Raw genomic sequence first — 24,250 nt, 5'->3', positions numbered from 1 at the left:
CTCAGGATTTCCCCGGGCACGAGAAGCTGTTCATCTGCGGCAGGCGCAGCGGGTTGTAGACGCTGTTGGCCGTCACCGCCAGCACCACCTTCTTGCCCTGCAGGTCGAAGGTCGCGTTGAACGACTCGGGCGACTTGCCCGCGGAGATCGAGGCCTTGTCGAACAGCCGGTGCAGCGCCCACGGCCCTTCGGTCACGATGCCGCCGGCCGGCGTGCCGTTGGCCGTGGTCACCTGCAGGCGCACCTGGTTGCTGTTGCGCGGACCCGGCCACTTGACGGTGCTGGGCGCCTGCGGGCCGTGCGCGTAGCGCACCGTCTGGCCGTCGACGTCGAGCGTGAACTGCGTGAGCGCGGCGTCCATGTCCTCGGGCCGGATGTCGAGCGTGAACGACGGCGTGCGCCCGCCCGCCATGCCCGAGAAGAACACGTCGCGGATGGCCTGCGCCTTCTGGAACGAATCGAGGTAGGCCGAGCGCCCCGCCGCCGCGCCGTCCACGCCGCGCTTGAAGGCCCACGGATTGACCGAGGTGTCGACCTGCGTGACGAGGTTCTTCTGGAAGAAGTCGTCCATCATCCCGCCCGGCGCGAACAGCTGCGCGAAGTCGCCCGAGGCCACGTCGCGGTTGGAGCCGCGCGTGAACGGGTAGCGCCCCCCGATGGCCTGGTTGCAGAACGAGCCGATGCTCGCGGCCGCCGTCTGCCCGATGTTCTGCCGCGTCACCGCCGCCGCCTTCGACGAGGCCGTGGCCGACAGGTCGTTCAGCATGCCCTGGAACGGCACCGGCAGCCGCCCCGCTTCGGCCTGCACCTTGGTCACGGCGTCGCTGGACGGCGGGATGTTGCCGCTGCGCAGCGCCGTGTCGGTGGCGGTGAGGAAGTTGTAGAGCTCGTTGATCAACGCGGCCGTGGCGTCGATGGGGGCCTGCCCGCCCTGCTTGGGCGCGGTGACCATGCGGCGCAGCGGCTCGAAGTGGTTGTCCACCAGCGACTCGGGGCGGTCGAGCTGCGTGTTGCGGCGCTGGCTGCCGTCGGGCTGGCCGATGAGTTGCTCGATGCGCTCGCGCGTGCTCTGCACGCGGTTCTGCGCCTGGTCGAGCAGGCTGCGCGCGGCCTCGTCGTGGTTGCGCAGCAGGTCGGTCTCGCGCGCGGCGCCGCGGATGATGCGCGACATCGGCGACTCCGAGGTCGAGAGCACGCGCGTCATCTGGATGCTCTGCAGCAGCGAGCGGCTGTCGGCCAGGCGGATGTCGACCAGGTACTCGTCCCACACCTTGATGTAGTCGGTGAGGTAGAGCCGTCGCACCTCGCGCAGCAGCAGCTCGCGCGAGGTGATGTCGGCCATGCCGGGCGCGCGGATCTGCAGCACCCAGCGGTCTTCCTGCTCGAGCGACAGCGCGGTCTCGGCCACGCGCTTGTCGAAGATGTCCCAGTAGCCGCGGTAGGTGAACAGCGTGGGAATGCCGTCGGTCAGCGGCTTGCCGCTCGCGCGGCGGATCACCAGCGCCGACTCGGCCCCGCCCGCCTCGGCAATGGTGAAGGCGTTGGGCTGGCTGGTCTGCAGCAGGACGCGGCGCAGCCGCGCATACGAGCGCTGCGCCAGCGGCACGCCGGCCAGGCGCTCGCGCGTCTGCGTGACCAGGCGGTCGTCCTTGGCGAACGGCGAGGTCAGCACGCGTCCCACGAACAGCGCCTTCAGGTGCGACTCGAGATTGGCGCGCTGCTCGCGCGTGAGCGACGCGCCGATCTTGCGGTCCACGTCGGTCAGGAGCCACGCCTGAAGAAAGTCGGCGTCGTAGCGCTCGGCGTCGTACAGCATCAGGTACGCCTTGAGCGCCTCGTAGCTGTATTCTGCGTCGCCCTTCGCGGCCTCGCGCAGCGACTGCTCGATGCGCTGCGAGGCCTGCGGCAGCAGCACCGTCTCCAGCGCGCGCTGGTACACGCCGTCGGTGGCGGCCTGCAGCTTCTCGCCCTGGTAGAGGCCGAAGCGGTACGACATGGGCGGCTCGCCGATGTCGAAGCGGGTCGACCTGGGCAGGTCGCGCAGCTTGTCCAGGATGAGCAGCGAGCTCGCGATGTCGCCGCTGGGGTCGACCACCGTGGGCAGCTCGCCGCGCGCCGCCGCCTTGTTGAAGGCCTTGGCATTGCCGTCGACCTCGGCCACGTAGTCCTTGTTGTTGCGCCAGCTGTTCACGCACGCGCCCAGCAGCAGCACCAGCAGCACGCCGATCACGCTGTAGCCCGCGATGTCGATGGCGCGCTTGCGCCGGTACCAGCGCAGGTTGGTGCCGGCCACGCCCGCGTCGCGGAAGATCACCTGCTGCAGCAGTTCCTTCAGGAAGTAGCTCTTGCCCGGGCCCGGCGGCGGCGCCGGCGGCGCGTTGACCTGCAGGTAGCGCTTGATGGCGCCCATCACGCGGTCGAAGGCCGTGCCCTCCTGCGTCCCGCTGGTGAAGTACACGCCGCGCAGCATCGACGCGGCCTCGAACTTCGACGGGTTGAACACGTCCGCCAGGAAGGTGCCCAGGATGTCCTCGAAACTCGCGAACTGCTGCGGCAGCAGGTAGGCCTGCGCGCGGCGCATCGGGTCCGACTCGGCCGCCAGCAGTTCGGGCAGGCGCTCGTCCAGGCGCTGGTGCAGCAGCTTGTATTCCTGGTGGAAGCGCTCGCGCAGGTCGCCGTTGACGGCGGCCGCGCTCTTGCCGTCCTTGCCGGCCTTCTTGCTCGCCGGGTTGCCCTGGATCGGAAAGGTGAAGCCCCACACCTGCTGGCGCTCGGCGCGGCCCAGCGAGCCGAAGTATTCGTTGAAGCCCGCCAGCAGGTCGGTCTTGGTGACCAGCACGTACACCGGGAAGTCGATGCCCAGGTCGTTGCGCAGCTCCAGCAGCCGCTTGCGCAGCGCCATGGCATGGCGGGCGCGCTGGGCGTCGTCGGCCAGCGGCAGGTCGGCGATGCTGATGGTCAGGATCGCGCCGTTGATCGGCTGGCGCGGACGGAAGCGCTTCAGCAGGTCGATGAAGCCCTTCCACTCGCCCTCGTCGGTCTCGCGGTTGCTCTCGTGCGTGGTGTAGCGGCCCGCGGTGTCGATCAGCACCGCCTCGTTGGTGAACCACCAGTCGCAGTTGCGCGTGCCGCCGATGCCGCGCACCGCGGCCTTGCCGAGCTGGTCGGCCAGCGGAAAGTCGAGGTCGGAATTCACCAGCGCCGTGGTCTTGCCCGAGCCCGGCGCGCCGATGAAGATGTACCAGGGCAGCTGGTACAGGTACTGCCGGTCGAACAGCGCGAAGCGGCTCGCGGGCTTGCCGTCGGCGCCCGTGCTGAAGCGCATGTTCTTCAGGATGGCCGTGGCGTCGGTGAAGCCGCTCTGCAGCTCCTTGATCTCGGGCGCGTCCTCGGGCTTGGCTTCTTTCTCCTTCTTGGAGGGCGTGCGCAGCTGGTTGAGCAGCTGCGCGTTGAGCCGGCGCTCGCGCCACTTGCGGTAGATGACGCGCACCAGCCAGATCGCGAACATCAGCACGATCACGGCGATGCGCACGATCTCGTCTTCGAGCGGGCGGTAGCGGCCCACGGCAATGGCCGGGCCGATGATCCAGATCAGGAACGCGACGGCGACCAGGCCCAGGAAGACCCAGAGGTCGCGGCTGATGAGGAAGCGGAAGATGGCGCGCAGCATCAGCGGGCACCTCCGGCTTGCGGGGCGGGCGCGCCCGACGCGCTGGACGAGCCACCGGCAACCGGCGCCACCAGCAGCGTCACTTCCACGCGGCGGTTGCGCGCGCGGTTGGCCGCGGAGTCGTTCGGCACGATCGGGTCGGCATCGCCGCGGCCTTCGGCGCGCAGGCGTTCGGGCCGTGCGATGCGCTGCGAGATCATCTTCTTCACCGCGTCGGCGCGGGCCTGCGAAAGTTGCCAGTTGGACGGGAAGCGCACGCTGCGAATCGGCTGGTCGTCGCTGAAGCCGCTGACCAGCACATTGCCTTCCACCGAGTTGAGCGCATCGGCCACGCGCGCGAGCACCGGCGCGTAGCGGTCGAGCACGCGGTCGGAGCCCGAGGCGAACAGGCCGTCGCCGCGCAGCACCACCACGCTGCGGTCGGCCTCGTCGCGCACGGTCAGCAGGCCGTCGCGGATCTCGGGCTCGAGAAAGCGCTGCAGCCGCGGCTGCGGCGCGGGCATGACCACGGCGCGCGCGGTCTGCGGCAGCCGCACGGCGTTGACCGCCGCGAAGGCGCCGTCGGAGGTGCCGGCCAGGTTGAAGGTGAGCAGCGCGAACGCCAGCACCAGCAGCACCGCGGCCACCGCGCCCACGGCCCACACCGGCAGCCAGTTGCGCGCGCGGCGCACCGGCGCGCTGGCGTCCTGCCAGTGCGGCGACAGCGGCACCGCGATCTCGCCGCGCGTCTGGCGAATGATCTGCAGCAGCCGCTGCTTGAGCGTCTCGAGCTGCGTGCGGCCATTGTCGATGACGCGAAAGCGCCCTTCGAAGCCCATGGCCAGGCAGAAGTAGATGAGCTCGATCAGGTGCAGGTGCTGCTGCGGGTTCTGCACCAGGCGCGACAGCAGCTGGAAGAACTTCTCGCCGCCCCAGGTCTCGTTGTGGAACATCACCAGCAGGCTCTGCGACGACCAGATGCTGCCGCCCCACGGCGTGAGCGCGGCGGCCTCGTCGACCGCGGTGCACAGGCAATAGCGCGCGCCGATGATCACCTCGGGCGAAATGCCGGCCTGCTGCGCGCGCGTCTCGAAGCGGCGCACCTCGTCGACCAGGTGCTCGCGCAGCTGCGCGGGCGAAGGATGGTGGCCGGTGGCGCGGATCTGCGGGATCAGGTCGAGCAGCGGATTGGCCGCGGCCACCAGCGGGTTGTTGCCCGCGATGGCGGTGTCGCCCGCGTGCGGGCGCCGTGCGTCGTGCCACGCGGTGAAGGACTCGGGCTGTGCGCCGAGGCCGCGCGGCTGGGAGAGGCCGTCGCCCATGCCGTTCCCTGCACTGCTTCCATTCGCACCGCCACCCGGGTTCGGCGGCACGAAGCCGCCCGGGCCCACGGCCATGTCGTTGTTCATAGGGTCCCTCACGGCCGAATGGCCCAGAACTCCATGGCCAGCCCCGGGAAGTCACCGGCCAGGTGCATCGCGACGCCGCCCGACTTCTCGAGCTGGCGCCACATGTCGCCGCTCTTGTCGAGTTCGAAGTAGTGGTAGCCCGCGTTGTACGGAATCTGCCGCGGCGCCACCGGCAGCGGGCGCACCACCACGCCGGGCAGCTGCAGCTGCACCAGGTCGCGGATGCGCTCGACCGAGCCGATCTTCACCTGCGTGGGGAAGCGCTGCTGGATGGCCTCGGCCGGCAGGTCGGCATGCACCGCGAGCACGAAGCCCGCGTTGCGCACCAGCACCGGGTCGGGCATGCGGCCCACGCGCACGCCGTGGCTGCGCTCCTCGAGCTCGATGGCGATCGCGCTCTGTTCGAGCACCGCCGACAGCGAACGCCGCAGCTCCTCGATCAGCGGGCGAATGCTCTCGTTGAGGTTGTCGTGGTCGTACACCGGCCACACCACCGGTCGGCGCGTGGGCGAGGTGTGCGTGGCCAGGTGGCAGGCCAGCTTGAGCCAGTCGACGAACAGCGCCTCCGGGTGCACCTGCACCGCCTGCTGCGCATGCCAGGTGAGCGCGAGATAGCGATTGACCAGCTCCAGCAGCAGGAAGTCGGACACCTCGCTCACGCCGCCGCGCCCCGGTTGCGACAGCCGCGAGGCCAACGCCTCGGAGCGCTGCGTGAGCAGGCCGTGCAGTTCCGCGATCATGCTGCGCAGCATGGCGTGCGCGGAGGCGTCGAGCACCGGCGGAATGTAGTTGGCGTCGACCACCAGCTTGTGGTCGGTGCGCCGCTCGATCACGCGCACCGCGCCGATGGCTTGCCACTCGGCCGTGAGCGACGACGCGCGCGCAAGCCGCAGGCGCGGCGATGCAAGTTGCAGCGTGGCCGGCCCGAGGGCCACGGCATTGCCGTCGTTCACTTCGCGCTCGATCACGCCGAAGCGCGCGGCCGAGCCTTCGTCTTCCGCGAAGATGACTTCCTCGCTGCCGGGCCTGCGCAGCGGCAGCGCGAGCACGATGAGCTCGTCGGTGAGGTCGGTGGGCACTTCGTAGGGCAGCGGCGCGTCTTCGGCGCCGAACGAGAACGGCGTGCCGTCGGGCAGCACGCCCGCGCCGCCGAGCAGCGACACGCGGCCCAGCGCGTAGGCGTCTCGGTCGATCTCCAGGTGAAGCCATCCCCAGTAGGCGCCTTGCAGGCCGGCGGTGCGGCGCGTGATGTACTGCTCGACATAACGCTCCAGCTGCTGGAAGTGCTGCGGCCGCAGGTACATGCCCTCGGACCACACCACCCTGTTTGCCAACGCCTGCGGATGAGCGCCATTTCTTGCGGCGCCCGGATTGCGGACTGTCACCAAAGAACCTCCTGGGATTGCTCACTGGGAGCGCGGAGGTGCGTTGATGAACGACCTCCCGATCGACCGGTTTTTTTCTCTTCTGATGCTACACGGCGAGTCTTACGTTTTGCACCGCTTTTCGCGCGCGAACCGCTCGCACTTTGGTACTAGATAGCGCCGGAAATTAAGGACTTGGTAGCAACTCGATGCCCGTCTTGCGCACGGCGACCTGCACTGCCTGTTCGCTCGGCGAGAACTGCCACACCTTGTAGAGGTTCGTCTGCTTGGGCTCCTTCAGCGGCAGCACGATGCGCCAGCGCGCGGCCTCGAGCTTGCGATAGCCCGCGATGATGCCGATGGCACGTGAGTCGAGGCCCGCCTCGCGCTTGAACACACGTTCTTCGCCGCTGCGCATGATGGCCTGGTCCGCGTTCACGAGCTCGGTCATGAGCGTCTCGCGATCGCGGTCCTGTAGTGCAAAGTAGTCTGCGGTCTCGAAGTTACCGGAAGATTTCAGTTCGAAGACTTTGACGAGTATCGGAGCGGCCTGCCCGCGCCCGTCGGGGTTCACGCCGTCGTCGATCCTGATGGTGACCGCGTAGGGCGTGGGCATCGACTTGGCCGTCGATGCGCACCCACTGACAAGGCCTGCAAACAAAGGTGTCGTTGCAAGTGCGCCTTGTAGCAAGCTTCTTCTGTGCATTGAGATCTCCCCGTGATGTTCGCGACCTATATTATCGAAAGCATGCGCATTTACGATGGCGCATCGCGTGCTTGTCGCAACTGAGCGGCACACTATCTCGAACATTGCATTCAGCAGGTAGGAGAAAAGATTGAAGTCATGTCTGCCAGCTCTGGCGTTCACTCTTTTGGTGGTATCGGGTTGCACGACAACGCCGCCACCCGAACCGACACCGCAACCCGAACGCCTGAGCCAGCAGGTCGCGCGCACCACGCTCGAACGCGCGCAGCAGGCCTATGACGAAGGGGACTACGCCAAGGCCATCAGCACGCTGAAGAGCGGCGGCGTGTCGGTGTTCGATGCCGCGGAGCCTTCCATGCGGCTCGACGCGATGAAGCTCGAGGCCTTCAGCTATTGCGTGGCCAACCAGATCCCCGAGTGCCGCGCGCAGTTCCGCAAGATCCTGGACGCCTTCCCGACCTTCGACCTCAACGTGGCCGAGCGCAAGCATCCGGTGTGGGGTCCCGCGTTCGAGGCCGCCAAGCGAATGAAGCGCTGATGGTGCCGACGGCACCGATGGCGCTGATGACGCAGATCACGCGGACCGCGGCCGGCCCTGCGCGGCGCGGCGGGAACACGAAGAACAAATCGAACAAATCGAATAAGACGACGTACACGGAGGTGCCATGCGTTGGACAGTGATCGAACATGCCGGCAGTCCGGTGACGGCGGGCCCGTCGGCCCTGCTCGCGGCGCCGGGCGGAACGATCGGACGCAGCCCCGACAACCACCTCGTGCTGCCCGACGAGCAACGCCAGATCTCGCGCCTGCAGGCCACGGTGCGTTTCGACGAGGAAGGCGCGGCCGTGCTGCGCAACATGAGCGCGGTGCTGCCCATCAGCGTGAACGGCCAGACGCTGGCGCACGAACAGGAATCGCGCGTGGGCGACGGCGACCGCGTGACGATCGGCAGCTATGTGCTGGAGGCTGCGAGCGGGCAGCGCGCGGCGGCGCTTCAGGTGCAGGCCGCGCAGCCGCCTGTCGAACCACCACCGCCGCCAGCTCCGTCTTTTCCTCCTCCGCCACCACCACCGCCTGCTGCATTGCATCCGCAGCCTTCCACGTACGCCGCGTCGGCGCCGGTGCAGGCGAACCCCATCGGCGACCTGCTGCCCGCAGCAGGCGGCTCCGATGTGTTCTCCGACCTGTTCGGCGAAGGCGCACTGCCCATCGGCGACGCGCAGCCCGCCGTGGCCGTGCCGCCACCGGCGCGGCAGGCACCGACACCTTCGCCGGCCTTCGCCGAGGCGCCCGCACCTTCACCTGCACTCCCGCCTGCGTTCCCACCGGCATTCCCTCCTGCTTTCCCTCCAGCCTTTCCTCCGGCGTTCCCCCCGGCCGCGGCGCCGGTCGACGATTTCGCCGCGCTGCTGGCCGCGCCCGCGCCCATGCAGCCGCCGCAGCACGCCCCCGCTGTGCCGCCCAGGGCCAGCCACAACAGCAGCAGCAATGCCGCATCGCAGATGCCTTCCGCGGCCGACTGGGACGCCATCCTCGCCAACGCGCCGCGCCGCGTGGACACCACGCCCGCGCCCATGTCCGACCCGATGGCGCACGAGCCTTTCGAGCTGCCTTCGCAGGCACGGCGCAATCCGGTCGATCCGCTGGCCGAGCTGAACCCGCAGGCGGCCGACGACATGTCGAACATCGCGTTGAAGCGCGGCGTCGATCCGCTCTCGTTCTTCGCGGCCGACGACAGCGCGCATTCGCCGCTGGCCGATCCGCGTCCGACCGCGCTCACGCACCACGACCAGCTGCTGCCGGGCGAGGCGCATCCCGCGCTCGACCTGCTGCAGAACAACAAGCCGGCGGCGCAGGGCTACAGCCACTCGAACCATGCGCGCGAAGTGGCGGCGCAGTTCCGTCCGCCGAACCCGGTCGCAGCGCCGGTGAAGGTCGAGGCCCCGCCGCCTCCGCCGCCGCCACCTCCTCCACCCCCGCCTCCCGCACCACCGCCCGTCGTCGCCGCGCCGGTGGTTCCTCCGTCCGTGGCTGTTGAACTGCCAGCAGCCATTGCCGAGCCAGTTGTCGAGCTCATTCCCGAGCCCATTGCCGCACCCGCCGTCTCCCCAGTTGCCGCTCCGCCTGCTGCACCGGTCGCAGCGCCCGCCCCAGCCGCACCGCAAGCCTCATCGTCGTCCGAAGCGCTGTTCAAGGCCTTCCTCGAAGGTGCGGGCGTGCCCGAGCTGGCCGGCCAGCAGCCGATGGACATCGAGGCCATGCAGCGCCTGGGCCGCATCATGCGGGCCTTCACCGACGGCACCATCGAGCTGCTGTCCTCGCGCGCCATGCTCAAGCGCGAGGTGCGCGCCGAGATCACGATGATCGTGGACGAGGAGAACAACCCGTTCAAGATCCTGCCCAACGGCCGCGCCGTGCTGATGCAGATGTTCGGCGCGCGCATGCCCGGCTTCCTGCCCCCCGAGGCCGCCGTGCACGACGCGCTGGGCGACCTGCAGTCGCACCAGCTCGGCATGGTGGCCGGCATGCGTGCCGCGCTGCTCACGCTGCTCAAGAGCTTCGACCCCGCCACGCTGAACCGCGAGACGCCGCACGACGGCGGCCTCGGCGAGAAGCTGCTGCCGGGCGGCCGCGAGGCGCGCCTGTGGCGGCGCCTGCAGGCGCTGCACACCGAGACCACCGCGGCCGTGGAAGACGACTTCCAGGCGGTGTTCGGCCGTGCCTTCCAGCAGGCCTACGACAAGGAGATGGAACGCCTGAAGGAGGCCCGCCGTGCCTGACACCATGGACCGAGCCATCCGCTCCTTCGCCGTGCCCATCTCGACCTCGCAGTTCTCCTGCGTGGGCGAGCGCAGCGGCAACCAGGACGCCATCGGCTACCACCTCGAGGAACGCAACGCCTGCTTCGTGGTGAGCGACGGCGTGGGCGGCAACGCGGGCGGCGAGCTGGCCTCGCGCATCGCGGTGGACACCGCGCTCAACACCTTCGTGGACGACCCTTCGCTGGGCGCCGACAGCATCCAGCGCTGCGTGAAGTCGGCGAACGACGCCATCCTGGCCAAGCAGCGCGAGCTCGCCGACCAGAGCCGCATGAGCGCGACCTTCGTGTCGCTGTTCGTCGACCGCGACACCAACCAGGCCTGCTGGGCCCACGTGGGCGACAGCCGCCTCTACTGGTTCCGCCGCGGCGCGCTGATGCAGCGCACCGAGGACCACAGCCTGTCGGAGCGCTCGGGCGACGCCGCCGCGAGCCAGCACGGCGGCGAGCGCCTGGTGAAGACCAACCTGCTGTACCGCGCGCTCGGCGCGCGCGCCACGGCCGAGGCCACCATCACCGCGCCGCAGCGGCTGGCCGACGGCGACGCGTTCCTGCTATGCACCGACGGGCTCTGGCAGCTGATCTCGCAGCAGGTGATGGAGCGCTCGCTGCAGCTGGCCGACAGCGCGGAAGAGTGGCTCGCGCTGCTGCGCCGAGCGGCCGAGGCCAAGGCCGACGAGTCGCAGGACAACTACTCGGCGCTGGCCGTGTGGGTGGGGTTTCCGCAGCAGGTGACGCTGGCGGGGGCGGCTGCGCCGCAGCGCGCCGCGGTCTAGGCGCCCGGCAGGATCAGGCCGACAGGATCACGACCTTGAACTGGCTCGGCACGATCCGGGCTCCCACCATGTTGCAGCGGTTCTGCGTGGTGAGGCTGGTCATGCGCGTGGCCGGCGTGCCCTTGATGATGGTCTTGAAGGACCCGGTCACATGGCGCGCCTGCTGCATGAAGGTCTGCGAGACCACGCCTCCGAGTGCGCCGGGCTGATCGCCCAGCGTGATGGGAATGGTGGTCGCCATGTTGTGCGCCGGCATGGCCATGATCAGGACGTTCCACGCATTGGGCAATGCCATGAAGCCCATGCCCATGTTCGGAAACGGAATCGGCACCGGCGTGCGGCAGACGTCGGGAAACGCCAGGTCCATGCCCATCAGCTGACAGTTGGCAAACACGATAGGACTCCTTGTTCAACCCATGTGGATCTGCGACGCATCGACCTTGACCAGGTCGGTGCCCGTCACCAGCGTGTGCCGGGCATGGATGCGCACCGACTGTTCGGCCTCCACGTCCATCTGCCCGACACGCACCTGCTCCGTGTCGTCCACGATGCGAAAGGCGTTGCGCGCCATCTGCATCACGCGGTCGGCCACGGTCTCGAACACCTTGCCGAAGAAGCGGGCATGCCCCACCGTGGCATCGGCCTGCTGGCCGGTGTAGTGCATCTCGTCGACGCGGCATTGCGCGCGGTCCGCCTGGAGCTTCCACTGCGCGGCCTGCATGTCGAGGGCGCCCGTGGCGCGCAGCCGCACGTCGGCGGCACCTTCGATCGACACCGATCCCGTGGCCGATGCGAGCACCACGTCGCCCGGCGCGTCGATCCGGCTCACCGACGCGTCGGCCTGCTCGACGACGGCAATGAGCCAGACGCGCAGGCGGTCGGGGCCCGAGATCATCACCGTGTCGCCGGGCTGCGGCTGGAGCAGGCAGCTTGCGGCGCGGCGGCACGACCAGGCCGCGCCCGACTCGTCTTCGACACCGACCTGGCCGTCCGGCGCAACGGCCGTCACGCGGCCGAGCAGGTGGACCGGTTCCGAGGCGACCGGCGCGGGGCGCAGTGCAACGACGTTCATGGCGTGTTTCCTTTTTTTGTTCAGCACAAGTGAAAGAAAGTGGCAACGCTGTGGCTCATGGCATCCCGGACCAGGTTTCGGCCTTGTGAAGCTCGGGATCGTTTTCGATGATGCCACCGCGGGACGAGAAGCGGGCGCCCTCCTGCCGCGCGCGGTGCATGCGCGTGCGCATGAAGCGCGCGTCCCGCAGGTCGGCGTTCGAGAGATCGGCGTACGCGAAATCGGCGTCCTGCAACCGGGCTTCGCGAAAGCTCGCGCCCGCGCAGCGCGCACGATGAAACACGCACAGCGGCACGTGGGCCTGCTCGAAGTTCGCGCCCGCCAGCATGGCGTCGGCCCAGATCGACTGTTCGAAATGGCCGCCGCTGCAGTTCGCGCCGCTCAGGTCGGCCTCGGGAAACATCGCATGCGCGGCGCGCACGCCGTCGAAGCGCGCATTGCGCAGCGAGGCGCCCTTGAAGTTGCTCTGCGTCAGTTCGGCGCCGGAGAAGTCCGCGTCGTCCAGCCGGCTGTCGGTGAACTGGCACAGCGCCAGGCGCAGGCCCGCGAAGCGCTGCGCGGTCATGTCGCAGTCGATGAACATGCAGCTTTCGCCGGCGGCCTGCGCGAACAGCGCGCTGCGCAGGTCGAGCTTGTGAAAGGTCACGAAGCTGAGCGACGCCTGCGAGAAGTCGGCCCTGTCCAGCGACGACTCCGCGAACGTGGCACGGTCGAAGCGCTGCGTGCGCAGGCGCGTGGCGCTCAGGCGGCTCCTGATGAAGCTGCACAGGTCGAGAACGGCCTCGCTCAGGTCGGCTTCGTCCAGGCCCGACTCGAAAAAGGAGGCACCGCCCGCATCGGCGTGCACCAGCCGCGCGCCCGCCAGGTCGCAGCGCTGGAACTTCGCGCCCTGCAACCCGGCATGCGTCAGGTCGGCCTGCTGGAGCGCGCATCCCATCAACCGGCTGTCCTCCAGGTTCGCACCGGCCAGGCGCGCACCGGCGAGATTGACCCGCTCCAGCAACGCGCCGGACAGGTCGGCGCCGCCAAGGTCGAGATTGCGAAGATCGGTGTCCACGATGGGTATGCCGTGTCGGATGTTGTCCTGCAGTTGGTCCAGCGTCATGTCTCGGTGGGCGTTCGCTTCAGGGCTGTGGCGCGTCGCGGCGGACCGGCCGCGTCTTCGCGTGGTGCGTATAGGCCCCGTCGATGCGCGTGGCCGGGTCGACCAGCGTCTGCGAGACGTCGGCGCGAAACAGGTTCGCGCGGCTCAGGTCCGCCATCGGCAGCAGGCTCTTCGACAGGTTGGCATCGATCAGGTTGGCCCCGCGCAGCGTCGCACCGGTGAAATCGGTTCGCACGAAGAGGCTCTCGCCCGCCACCACGAGATCGAGATTGGCCTGGCGCAGGTCGCATTCGGAAAAGTCGCAGCCTTCCAGCCGCGCGCCCGACAGGTCGGCGCCGGGCAGCGCGGTGCCGCGAAGCCCGCACTGCCTGGCCTGCGCGCCGCGGAACACGGCGCCGGCAAAGGAGCTTTCGTGCGCGAAGCTGCAGGCCACGAGCGTCGCCATCGAGAAATCTAGGCCCTGGTCGCCGCGCGAGGCGGTGAAGCCGCACTGCTGCAGGCTGGCGCCCGCATACGACACGTCGGCCAGCGTGCACTTGATCCAGACCGTCTGCTTGAAGCGCGCCGCGTCGAAGCGGAGGTTCGACAGCGTCATCTCCATGAACACCACCTGCGCCCATTGCGAGCGGCTCAGGTCGCAGGCCTCGAAGCGGCTTTCGTGCAGGCGGACCTGTTCGAAGCGCGCGTCCGACAGGTCGCAGCCCGAGAAGACCGTCTTCTGGCAGTTGGTGCGCAGCAGGCTGGCACCGGCCAGCACGGTGCGCGTGCAGTGCGCCCCACCCAGGTTGGCATGGTCCAGCCGGGCCCGCGCCATCGACGCGCCGTCCAGCCGTGCGCGGGCCATCACCGCGCGCGTGAAATTGCAGTCGTCGAGCAGCGCGCCTTCGAGGTTGGCGTCTTCCAGCAGCGCCTGCGTGAAGTCGGCGCCGCGCAGGTCCATGCCCGAGAGGTCGATGCCGGTGAAGTTCATGCGCGCGAAATGGCGCGCACCGGGCGGCGCGGCCTCGAGCCGGCGGCGCATCTTGCCGGAGCGGAATGAACGCGCCGCCGGTGCGGGCGCCGACAGGTGCGCGGCATGCAGATGGCCGTCGCGCATGCGCTCCAGCATGCCCTGCTTCACCGGCGCCGAAAACAGGGGCGTGGCGCCGCGTTCCTTGTCGATGTCGACCGCCGCACCCGTGGCCTCGGCCCGCCGTTCGGCGCGGCGGAAGTCGCGCAGCGCGTCGTGCAGGTCGAAACGGTGCGCCTGCGCGGACTCCTCCCGCACATCCTCGGCCACGAGCGGATCGGACAGCACGCGTGCCTTGAGCGCCCTGTCGTCGGCCTCCAGCTTCTCGCGCTGCGCAGCCATCTCCTTCTTCTTGCGCTCGCTGAACTCGGCCAGGTCGTCGATGTCCGTGGGCACCTCGTGCGGTTCGTCGGCGGGCAGGTACAGCGACGGGTCGAGTCCCTGCGCCTGCAGTTCGGCGCTGCGGCGTTCTCGCTCGCGCAAGGCGCCGGCGCGCATGTTGCTCGCCAGCGGGCCCGAACGGCGGTCGGGCAACTGCGCCGCGGGCCAGGGCCCGAACACGGAACGCGGCACCAGGTCGCTGTCGCGCAGCACATGGACCGCGGTGCGCGGATCGATGCGCCGCTGCAGCACCTCCTGGTAGTGCGACAGCGCCCGCGGCGCGTCGGCCAGCTCGAGCGCCGGCATGATGTGCTTCATGTCCGCGGCGTCGTCCTGCGCAATGTCGAAGCTGCCGTGCCAGATCAGCACCGCGCGCCGCAGGTGCGGCACGAACCACACCGTCGTCAGGCGCAGCGCCGCCTCGCAGAGCTCGCCGCCGTCCTCGTGGAAGCTGGAGAAGCAGCGCGCGCGCCAGTCGGGCAGGCGCCCGGCGAGCACCGCCTGCGTGGGGTGCATGTTCCAGATCTCGTAGGCCGCGCCGCTCGGCACCTCCTGCGCGCCGGCCCACCGCTGGTCGGGCGGTGCCGCGTTGAAATAGGCCCAGTCCATGTCGCTGGCAAAGCCGGGGAAGTCGTTCTGCAGCCATGCATCGCCATAGTCGGTGCCCATCAGCGCCATGCGCTGGGGCCAATGCGGCATCAAGGCGCCGAAGCCCGCGCTCGCCGCCGGCTGGCCCGGCGCGACGCTGCCCCGGCCCGGCATCTCCACGTGCGGCAGCCGGCGCACCTTGAGGCCGTTGACGATCTCGTCGGCACTGCCCATGCCGAGCGGGTTCTGCGCCACGTCCGCGCCGCCGTAGGCATGACTCCAGTCCACGCGCATGGATTCGAACGGCGCGGGCAGCGTGATGCGCCCGTCGAGCCAGTAGCGTTCGCCGAAGACGGTGAGCGTCTTGTCGATGCCGCCCACGTGCACGCGCACCGCGGCGGCCCTTTTTTCTTCCTGGTGCGCGGTGTAACAGTGGCCGCTCACGAGCATCTCGGGCGCCGCCTTCGGCACGCCCAGGTCGAGCACGCCGCCGGGGTCGATCTCTTCGGCCATGGTCTGCCAGAGCTCCTGGTCGGCCATCAGCAGCGGGGTGTCCTCCAGGCTGGCCATGCCCATGACCGCCACGCCCAGCTTGTCGCCGCCCCGCCAACGGTAGGGCCGGGTCAGGATGCCGAGGCGGAAGGGCTTGATGGTCTTCAAGGGCCTGTCACCGGATGGGCTGGTCGATCACCACGCGGCTGCGCTGCGTGGCGTCGACCTTCACGCGGATCTCCTTGCCGCGCGCGAACTCGGGGATCTGCACCGGCGAGATCGCCGCCAGCGTCTCGGCCTCGAAGGCGCCGAAGTCCGCCGTGCCGCGCACGGCCAGGCGAAGGCGCACGAGGATGTAGATGCGATGGTTGCGAAGGCCGGTGTCCTGCACCTCGAGCACCTCGGCCGTCGAGGCGATGCCCGGCCCCACCAGATGGGTCACCGCGCGGGCCTCGCGCGCGCGCTGGCCCATGTACCTGCCCACGGCAAGCAGGACCGAGCCGAACACCACGATCACCACGACGGGGACCAGGAGCACGAGGAGGTAGTTTTTGTCGTTGAACAATGCGTGTCACCGGGCCTGCGCGGACCTGCGCCCGCGCAGGGGACCTAGAAGAAGCTGAACAGCATGCCGATGCGCGAGGCCAGGCCGAAGGTGTTGATGTCCGCGCCCCAGTTGTCCTCCTTGAACGCAGCCTGCGTGCTGGTAAAGCCACCCAGCGACTCCTTGGCGCCGAAGAGTTCGAAGCCCGCGCCCGAGAAGTTGAGCGCCAGGCCCAGGTTGGAATTCGACACCCCCGACGAGAAGCTGGTGGCGCCGTTCGCCACCACGCTGGCCCACGAGGACGCGCCCTTCACCGGCGCGTAGTCCCACTGGAAGGCGCTGTGCTTCAGGTAGAGGTGCGTGCCCTGGATGGTGATGGTGGCCGGCGCCGTGATGTCGATGTTGCCGGCCGTGGCGTCGATCTTGATGTTCTTCGCCTTGCCGATGTAGTCGCCGCCGCTCACGGTGCTGGTGTGGTTGCCCGTGATGTTCTCCGTCAGCGTCGACTGCAGGGTGTCGGTGGTGGCGCTGGTGACGGTGCGCGTCGACGTGCCGAAGACGGTCTCGATCACCGGCCCGATGGTGGTGTCGATCACCGGCCCGACCGTCAGTTCGCTGAACGGCCCGAGGTTGGTTTCCACCACGCCGCCGATGATCAGCTGGTTCTTTCCGCCCAGCACCGCGCGCTGCTGGCCACCGATGACGGTCTCGCTCGCGCCTTCGGTGATGGTGCGCGTCTCGCTGCCCGAGACCGACTCGACGGCACCGCCGGTGACGGTTCGCGTCTCGCCGCCGTCGATGGTCTCCACCGCGCCTTCGGTGATGTGGCGCTCCTCGCCCGACTTGTAGGTGGCCGACTCGTGCCCGGTGATCACCGTGGTGCGGGAGCCGCCCGTGTCGTGCGTCTCGTCGGCCTCGACCGACACGTCGAGGTTGCGCTCGGCATGCAGCGCCACGAACTCGGCGCCCATCTTGTCCTCGAACACCAGCGAGTTCGCCGTGGCCGCCGAACCGCCCGGCGTGGAGCGCGTGACCAGCCCGCTCTTGGTGTCCTCGCCCGGCAGCGAGAAGGGCGGCATGTGGCGCGGGTTGTACACGCGCCCTGTGATGATGGGGCGGTCGGCGTGGCCGCCGATGAAGTCGACGATCACCTCCTGCCCGATGCGCGGCGTGAACACCGTGCCGAAGCCGTCGCCCGCGAACACCTGCGACACGCGCACGAAGCACGAGCAGTTCTCGTTGCGCCGGCCGCTGCGGTCCCAGCGGAACTGCACCTTCACGCGGCCGTACTGGTCGGTCCAGATCTCCTCGCCCTCGGGGCCCACCACCACGGCCGTCTGCGGACCGCTGGTGCGCGGCACGTCCGTGACGCGGGGCGCGCGATACGGCAGCGACGTGGGCTGCACCGCGAAGGCGAAGCTGTACTCGCCCGGCTCGGCGCCCGTGGCGTAGCCGCCCTCGCGCAGCGCATACACCACCGACACGATCAGGTACTCGCGGTTGTCGTCCGGGCGCGGCGAACTCCGCATCGTGAACTTGTAGCCGGGCGCCATGCCGCGCACGGTGGCGTGGCCTTCGCTGCGGTCGCCCAGCGCCTGCACCTCCTCGAGCCGCACGCGCGCGTAGTGCTCGCCTTCGCCCGGATTCGTGAACTCGCCCAGCCACTCGTACATCTCGTAGTCGGCGTGATCGTGCGGTTGCGGCTGGGCGCGCACGGTCGTCAGGTCGCTGCCCGGCGTGCTGAAGTTGAAGTCGTCCACCGTGTAGCGGCCGGTGCGCACCTCGCCGGTCACGCGCCAGTCGTCGATCACCTCGATGTCCTGCGTCACATCGCGGTCGGACGCGAAGCAGTCGATGGTTTCGTAGCCGGGCATCGGATCGTGCGCGCCGATGTCGTCCGCCAGCACCAGCGTGTGCTGGTTCTGCTCATGCTTGAAGTAGTAGTAGATGCCTTCCAGCTCCATGAGCCGGCTGACGAATGCGAAGTCGCTCTCGTTGTACTGCGCGCAATGCTCCCACTGCCGGTACGAGGCGGTGAGCTTCTTCTCGAAGGCGAAGTTGTAGTCGGCGAACACCTCCTCGAGCATCTCGACCACGGTCTTGTTCTGGAAGATGCGGTAGCCGCTCGTGCGCGTCAGGTACCAGAGCCAGGGGCGCACGGTGGCGCGGTAGACCGTGTGGCGCGAGGTGCGGCCCTCGCGCCCGATCATCGAGAAGCGCACCACCTGCCCGCTCAGGAAGCGCGGCGCGCCGGCCGTCTGGATCTCGAGCGACAGCGGCTTGCCCAACACCGACTGCATGTCGATCGTGGCGCTCGGGCTCAGCAGGTCGACCTCGAACTCGAACAGCTGCGACAGGCCTTCCGTGCCGTTCATCGAACGGAACATCAGCTGCTCTTCTCCAAGCGGCGTATGGGCTTTGACGACACGGTCCATGGGCTACTCCCTTTCTTGGCTTGCCTCTCGCATCAGCGTTCGGCCTCAGAAAATTCGTAATGAAAGTCGTCTCCGGCGGCGCTCAGCTGCACCGCGGCGAGCTTGCGCGCACTCACGGTGGCGCCGATGACTTCCTCGCTCAATCGCGGAAGGATGGTGTGCGTGAGGATCGCATCGATCATCCGTCCACCCGACTCTATGGCCGTACAGCGCCGCGCGACCAGTTCGACGGCGCTGTCGTTGTAAGCCAATGCAATGCCGTGGTTCGCCTGCAGGCGCGCCGCGATGCGATCGAGCTGGAGTCGGATGATGCGATGCAACGCCTCTGCGTGCAACGGGTAATAAGGCACTACAACCAGGCGGCCCAGCAGCGCGGGCGCGAACACTTTGAGCAGCGGCTCGCGCAACGCGGTGGCCAGCGGTTCGGGGTCGGGGCGCAGGCTCGGGTCTTCGCACAGCTGCATGACCAGGTCGGTGCCGACGTTGGAGGTCATGATGATCACGGTGTTGCGAAAGTCGATGTGGCGGCCCTCGCCGTCTTCCATCCAGCCCTTGTCGAACACCTGGAAGAAGATCTCGTGCACGTCGGTGTGGGCCTTCTCGATCTCGTCGAGCAGCACCACGCTGTAGGGCCGGCGGCGCACGGCCTCGGTGAGCACGCCGCCTTCGCCGTAGCCCACGTAGCCGGGCGGCGCACCCTTCAGCGTGGAGACGGTGTGCGACTCCTGGAACTCGCTCATGTTGATGGTGACGAGGTTCTGCTCGCCGCCGTACAGCGCCTCCGACAGCGCCAGCGCGGTCTCGGTCTTGCCCACGCCCGAGGGGCCGCACAGCAGGAACACGCCGACCGGCTTGTTGGGGTTGTCCAGCCGCGCGCGTGCGGTGCGGATGCGCCGCGAGATGGTCTCCAGCGCATCGGGCTGCGCGACCACGCGCGCCGACAGGATCTCGCCGAGCTTGAGCACCGACTGCGCGTCGTCGCGCACCATGCGGCCGATGGGAATGCCGGTCCAGTCGGCCACCACGGTGGCGATGGCCTGCGCGTCCACCGCCGCGAGGATCAGCGGCGACTCGCCCTGCAGCTGCACGAGCTTGTCCTGCGCGTCGTCGAGTTCGGCGCGGATGTCTTCGGGCGGGCGCGCGGGTTCGACCGGTGGCACGTCGGCCTTGCTCTCTTCATCGGCCTCGCGCGCTTCATCGGCCTCGCTCTTTCCATCGCCCGGTGCTTCGGCCTGCACCGGCACCGCCGCCGGCGACAGCAGTTTGCGCAATGCCACGATGCGCTCGACCAGCGCGCTTTCTTCCACGCGCCGTGCCTCCAGCAGCGCGAGCTCGGCCCGTGCCTGCGCGACCAGGGCCGCGATGTCTTCCACGCGCTGGTGCTCGCCCACGCCGATGGCGGCCTCGCGCCCCGCGATGCCCGACTCGATGTTCAGTACCTCGATGCGCCGCTGCAGGTCTTCGATGGCCGCGGGCAGCGCATGCTGGCTCAATGCCACGCGCGCGCACGCCGTGTCGAGCAGGCTCACGGCCTTGTCGGGCAGCTGGCGCGCGGGAATGTAGCGGTGCGACAGGCTCACGGCCGCCTCGAGCGCGGCGTCGAGAATGAGCACACCGTGGTGCTTCTCCAGCTCGGCCGAGATGCCGCGCAGCATGATCACGGCCTTGGGCTCGGTGGGCTCGTGCACCTGGATGGTCTGGAAGCGCCGCGTGAGCGCCGGGTCTTTCTCGATGTACTTCTTGTACTCCGACCAGGTGGTGGCGCCGATGGTGCGCAGCCGTCCGCGTGCGAGCGCCGGCTTGAGCAGGTTGGCCGCATCGCCGGTGCCGGCCGTGCCGCCCGCGCCCACCAGCGTGTGCACCTCGTCGACGAACAGCACGATGGGCCTGGGGCTCTTCTCGACCTCGTCGATCACCTGGCGCAGGCGCTGCTCGAACTCGCCCTTCACGCCCGCGCCGGCCTGCAGCAGCGTGGGGTCGAGCACCCACAGCGACACGTCCTTCAGCGAGGGCGGCACGTCGCCCGAGGCCAGGCGCGAAGCCAGCCCTTCGACCACCGCCGTCTTGCCCACGCCGGCCTCGCCGGTGAGCAGCGGGTTGTTCTGCCGGCGGCGCATGAGGATGTCGATGATCTGGCGGATCTCGTCGTCGCGGCCGTACACCGGGTCGAGCTCGCCCGCGCGCGCCTTGGCGGTGAGGTCGCTCGCGTACTTGGCCAGCGCCGAGCCGCCGGCCGCGGGGCCGTCGCCCTGGTGCGAAATGGCGGGTGCGCCTGCTGCGGCGCCGGCGCTGGGCGTGGCATCGAAGTCGTCTTCGGGCGAGCCTTCGGTCCAGGGCGCGAGCTGCGCCACCAGCACGTCGGGCACGATCTTGTCGAACTCGCGCGAGATGCCCGAGAGCACCTGCCGCAGGCCCGGCGTCTTGATGATGCCGGCCAGCAGGTAGGCGCCGCGGATCGAGGTGGCCTCGAAGCGCAGGCTGGCGTAGACCCATGCACGTTCGACCGCGTTGTCGACGTGCTCGGAGATGTCGCTGATCGAGGTGGCGCCGTGCGGCAGCCGGTCGAGCGCGCGCACCATGTCCTGCTCGACCGCGTCGAGGTTCAGGCCCGCGCGCTTGATGATGCGCAGCATGTCGCTGTCCTGCAGCTGCAGGATCTGGTGCAGCCAGTGCACGAGTTCGACATACGCGTTGCCGCGCAGCTTGGCGAACGCGGTGGCGGTTTCCAATGCCTTGTAGAGCATCGGGTTGAGCTTGGAGAACAGAGAGACGCGGCGGATGTCGGTCATAAACCCATGGAAGAAGATGCGGATGCGGCAGCGGGTGCCGCCGATGCGGAACGGGAAAACAATGCTTCGGGCTGGAACACCATGTCGCCGGCGTCGGTGTCCGCCAGGCGCGTGCCGAGCCAGCTGCCCCAGCCCAGGCGCTGGCTGCCGCCAAGCTGGGTGGGGCGCGCGTCCTGCTTCTTGAGCACCAGGCGCAGCTCCCACGCGAACTCGATGCCCACGTACTGGCGCACCCAGTCGACCACCTGCTGCAGCCGCTTGCTGCCGGGCAGGAACTCGCGGAACTCCTCCTGCGAGAGCGGCCCGAGCTCGAGGCGGAACTTGCTCTGCGCGTCGCGCACGGCCAGGCCGATGGTGGCGCCGCCGCCGAGCCGGTTGTTGCGCCCGAACAGGCCGAGCCGGCTGACCTCGCGCTCGTCGATCATCACCCAGTCGCTCACGAATTCCTCGACGCGCACGGGCACGTCGAAGTAGAGCTTGAGGATCTGGATCAGGCCCTCGGGGTTGCGCGTCTGGCGCACGAGATGGCCGGCCATGAAGGTGCGCGCATGGTCGGCGATGCGGTCGCGCTCCTTCAGGCCGGGCTGCCCCATGTTCATGAGGCTGGCCACGTAGTCGACGAAGCGGTGGCCGTCGGGGCGGTCCAGGCTGTTGACCGATTGGGCGTCGGCCCAGGCCCGGTAGAACAGCAGAATGAGCCGGTGATGGAACAGGTCGGCGAACGCGCTGAGGGTGTCGTCGGCGTGGTGGCGCTTGCGCTCGCGCGCGTACTCGGTCAGGTGCAGCGGCAGCGGGCCGTTGGGGCCGAACAGGCCGAAGCCGTAGATCGAGATGCGCGGCGGGCCGTCGCCATCGACGTCCACGCCCGACACGTTCGACGGCGCGAACGCCATCGAGGGCTCCTGCCCCAGCCGCAGCGGCTCGTCGACCGGACGCGGCGCGCGGCCCAGCAGCGGGTGGCCGCCCTGCGCGTCGAGGCGGCGCAGCAGCATGAACAGGTCGTGCTCGAAGGGCTGCTCGACCAGCCGGGCCCAGAGCACGGGGTCGGCTTGCGGCACGCCGCGCGGCGGCGCGGCCGGCGTGCTGCCTTGCGCGTATGGTGCGTGTGGCGCATATGGCGCGGCGCCGCGGCGCTCGGCCGCGTCCACCGCCAGCTCGCCGTCTTCGGCCGGCGTGGCCTGCATGCCGTCGGTGAAGCCCGCTTCGCTCATACGGCGGGGCGGCGTCCCACGCGCGGCGTCCAGCGCGCGATCTCGCCGCGCTGCAGGCTCGACAGCGCGAACTCGGTGAACGCATTGAGCGACACGTGCCTGCTGAAGAACTGCTCCAGCACGGCGCCGAACAGGTAAGGGCTCGCGCCCGAGAAGGCGACCTCGTCGATCTTCAGCGCGATCTCCACGCCGCGGCCGAACACGATCGGGCCCGGCTCGGGCAGGCGGCGGAACACCGGCGCCAGCGCCATCGAGCGCACGCCCTGGATCTGGCGGCGCACCGACGGGTCGGCGAGGTTGCCGTACAGGTCGAGCATTTCGCGCAGTGCCGAGGCGCCCTGCGCGGCATCGACGTCGGTGAGGCTCAGGTAGTTCAGGCCCAGGTGGCTGATGAGGCGCCAGGTGAGCGCGCCTTCGGCCAGCGCGGGGTACGGCCGCGAAGGCCCGCGCAGGATGCGGATGGAGCGCACCGGCGCCGACACGCGCAGCGTGAAGTCCGACTCGAGCCCGGTCGGCAGCAGCAGCGGCAGGTCGCGGTTGGTGCACAGCGCGTCCAGCGTGATGTGGCGCAGCGTGTGCGGGAACGGCGCGTCTTGCTGGTCCACCAGCGACACGTAGACCTCGCTGCCCGTGTAGCTGGTGCGCGTGCCTTGGGCCCGCGCGCGGTCGGACACCAGGCGAGGCTCGCGGCGCAGCGAGAAGTAGGCGCCGAAGTCGCCGTCGTCGGCCGCGAACGAGCCGAGGAAGGGCCGAAACTCGCGCTCCTCCGAGCCGTTGGCCATGTGGCCGGTGACGCGCTCGACGGTGAAGATCTCGAAGTCGCGCGGCCGCGTGCGGTCGATCACCGCATGGTGCTCGTGCTGGCCCGGCCCCACCGGGATGCGGTCGCTGCGGCGCGGCACGAGGTTGATGATGGGCGTGCAGAACAGCGAGAAGTGCTTGGCGTCCACCAGCCGTTCGAGGTCGGCGTCGGCACGGTCGAGCAGGATCACGATCTCCATCGTGGTGCCGCCCATGGCCGAGGCCGCCGCTCGCAGCTTGTTCACGCTGAAGAACAGGTAGCGGTCGGGGAACGCGAAGTACTCGTGCAGCAGGCGGTAGCCCTGGAACGAGCGCGCGTCGTAGGGCAGCAGCGCCTGGTCGGGGTCGAAGCCCTCATGCTTGATGGCATCGTCGCCCAGCGGCACGATGCGCGCACCACCGCCCGCACCACCTGCACCAGGGCCGCTGCGGCACACGACACCCACGCCGTGGTGCGTCGCGAGCTCGAGCACCCGCAGCGCATGCAGCTCGGCACCCGACAGGAAGAACTCGAGCCGGTCCAGCGGCATGTCGGCAAAGCGCGCGCCGCCCACCGCCTCGAGCTTGATGGTGATGGCGCTCCTGGCCTGGCGCGCGACCACGGGCATGGCATGCGCGATGTCCGCCGGCACCGGGCCGATGCCGGCCTCGGCGATGCGGATGGGCCACAGCGTGACGGCGTGGCCGGTGCGGAACTCGCAGGCCGTCTGCTCGCCCTTGATCATGCGACCGCGCAGGATGGTGTGGCGCGGCAGTTCGTAGCCGGCCTTCAGCGAACCTTCGTTGAGGTTGCCGTCGATCTGCACCACGGCCATGGCGGGCAGCGGCGCCAGGAAGTTGGGGTACACCACCTCGAGCAGCCGCTGCGAGAAGCGCGGAAACTCCGCGTCCATCTTCAGCTGGATGCGCGCGGTGAGAAAGCTGAAGCCTTCGAGCAGGCGCTCCACATACGGGTCGCTGACCTCGATGCCGCGCATGCCCAGGCGCCCCGCGATCTTCGGGTAGCGCTGCGCGAACTCGGCACCGAGCTCGTGCATGTACGTGAGCTCGCGGTTGTAGTAGTCGAGGAGCTTGGCGTCCATCAGTGACTCTCCCCCAGGC

The 24,250-nt window shown here is 69.3% G+C and carries 16 protein-coding genes; 3 read left to right on the top strand and 13 right to left on the bottom strand.

Features of this window, described 5'->3' with window-relative positions:
• Position 1 precedes the first annotated feature (1 nt).
• The 4 genes from tssM to tssJ all read right to left on the bottom strand — a co-directional run bounded on the left by tssM (position 2) and on the right by tssJ (position 7,128).
• Positions 2-3,670, bottom strand: coding sequence for a type VI secretion system membrane subunit TssM (gene tssM / locus BM004_RS14165; protein ID WP_093214241.1), 3,669 nt, complete (start codon positions 3,668-3,670; stop codon positions 2-4).
• Positions 3,670-5,058, bottom strand: a complete 1,389-nt coding sequence (locus BM004_RS14160; RefSeq protein ID WP_093214239.1) for a DotU family type VI secretion system protein — start codon at positions 5,056-5,058, stop codon at positions 3,670-3,672. The genes tssM and BM004_RS14160 overlap by 1 nt, the downstream gene beginning before the upstream one ends.
• Positions 5,059-5,066: 8 nt before the next feature.
• Positions 5,067-6,362, bottom strand: a complete 1,296-nt coding sequence (gene tssK / locus BM004_RS14155) for a type VI secretion system baseplate subunit TssK (RefSeq protein ID WP_256221499.1) — start codon at positions 6,360-6,362, stop codon at positions 5,067-5,069.
• Positions 6,363-6,609: 247 nt separating this feature from the next.
• On the bottom strand, positions 6,610-7,128 hold the full coding sequence (gene tssJ / locus BM004_RS14150) for a type VI secretion system lipoprotein TssJ (protein ID WP_093214236.1): 519 nt from the start codon (positions 7,126-7,128) through the stop codon (positions 6,610-6,612).
• Positions 7,129-7,258: 130 nt separating this feature from the next.
• Here tssJ and BM004_RS14145 point away from each other — a divergent pair, with 130 nt between their 5' ends.
• The 3 genes from BM004_RS14145 (at position 7,259) to BM004_RS14135 (ending at position 10,722) form a co-directional block, all read left to right on the top strand.
• Positions 7,259-7,666 (top strand): TssQ family T6SS-associated lipoprotein, encoded by a 408-nt coding sequence (locus BM004_RS14145; protein WP_093127968.1) that lies wholly within the window; start codon positions 7,259-7,261, stop codon positions 7,664-7,666.
• Positions 7,667-7,793: 127 nt separating this feature from the next.
• Positions 7,794-9,908, top strand: a complete 2,115-nt coding sequence (gene tagH / locus BM004_RS14140) for a type VI secretion system-associated FHA domain protein TagH (protein WP_093214234.1) — start codon at positions 7,794-7,796, stop codon at positions 9,906-9,908.
• On the top strand, positions 9,901-10,722 hold the full coding sequence (locus tag BM004_RS14135) for a PP2C family protein-serine/threonine phosphatase (protein WP_256219901.1): 822 nt from the start codon (positions 9,901-9,903) through the stop codon (positions 10,720-10,722). The genes tagH and BM004_RS14135 overlap by 8 nt, the downstream gene beginning before the upstream one ends.
• Before the next feature lie 13 nt (positions 10,723-10,735).
• Here BM004_RS14135 and BM004_RS14130 read toward each other — a convergent pair whose 3' ends face one another.
• From BM004_RS14130 to tssF, 9 genes are all read right to left on the bottom strand, one after another.
• On the bottom strand, positions 10,736-11,116 hold the full coding sequence (locus BM004_RS14130) for a DUF4150 domain-containing protein (protein ID WP_093127971.1): 381 nt from the start codon (positions 11,114-11,116) through the stop codon (positions 10,736-10,738).
• A gap of 15 nt (positions 11,117-11,131) precedes the next feature.
• The gene (locus BM004_RS14125) at positions 11,132-11,794 is read right to left on the bottom strand and encodes a DUF3540 domain-containing protein (protein ID WP_093127972.1); all 663 of its coding nucleotides are present in this window, start codon (positions 11,792-11,794) and stop codon (positions 11,132-11,134) included.
• A gap of 55 nt (positions 11,795-11,849) precedes the next feature.
• On the bottom strand, positions 11,850-12,899 hold the full coding sequence (locus BM004_RS14120) for a pentapeptide repeat-containing protein (protein WP_093214229.1): 1,050 nt from the start codon (positions 12,897-12,899) through the stop codon (positions 11,850-11,852).
• A 19-nt stretch (positions 12,900-12,918) separates the two neighbouring features.
• Positions 12,919-15,537 (bottom strand): DUF2169 family type VI secretion system accessory protein, encoded by a 2,619-nt coding sequence (locus tag BM004_RS14115; RefSeq protein WP_093214226.1) that lies wholly within the window; start codon positions 15,535-15,537, stop codon positions 12,919-12,921.
• Positions 15,538-15,544: 7 nt separating this feature from the next.
• Positions 15,545-15,907 carry a hypothetical protein gene (locus BM004_RS14110; protein WP_143072432.1) on the bottom strand — a complete coding sequence of 121 codons (363 nt, stop codon included), beginning with the start codon at positions 15,905-15,907 and terminating at the stop codon, positions 15,545-15,547.
• A gap of 71 nt (positions 15,908-15,978) precedes the next feature.
• Positions 15,979-18,348, bottom strand: coding sequence for a type VI secretion system Vgr family protein (locus BM004_RS14105; protein ID WP_093214221.1), 2,370 nt, complete (start codon positions 18,346-18,348; stop codon positions 15,979-15,981).
• Between the two features lie 32 nt (positions 18,349-18,380).
• The gene (gene tssH / locus BM004_RS14100) at positions 18,381-21,137 is read right to left on the bottom strand and encodes a type VI secretion system ATPase TssH (protein ID WP_093214219.1); all 2,757 of its coding nucleotides are present in this window, start codon (positions 21,135-21,137) and stop codon (positions 18,381-18,383) included.
• Positions 21,134-22,348 carry a type VI secretion system baseplate subunit TssG gene (tssG, locus tag BM004_RS14095; RefSeq protein ID WP_093214216.1) on the bottom strand — a complete coding sequence of 405 codons (1,215 nt, stop codon included), beginning with the start codon at positions 22,346-22,348 and terminating at the stop codon, positions 21,134-21,136. Before tssG ends, tssH begins: the two co-directional genes overlap by 4 nt.
• Positions 22,345-24,231 carry a type VI secretion system baseplate subunit TssF gene (gene tssF, locus BM004_RS14090; RefSeq protein ID WP_093214213.1) on the bottom strand — a complete coding sequence of 629 codons (1,887 nt, stop codon included), beginning with the start codon at positions 24,229-24,231 and terminating at the stop codon, positions 22,345-22,347. Before tssF ends, tssG begins: the two co-directional genes overlap by 4 nt.
• Positions 24,232-24,250 lie beyond the last annotated feature (19 nt).

It is taken from the genome of Variovorax sp. OK212 (assembly GCF_900112425.1).
Classification (GTDB): Bacteria; Pseudomonadota; Gammaproteobacteria; order Burkholderiales; family Burkholderiaceae_C; genus Variovorax.
Note: the sequence above shows the minus strand (reverse complement) of the source record. Positions and strands in the feature narration are given on the sequence as shown.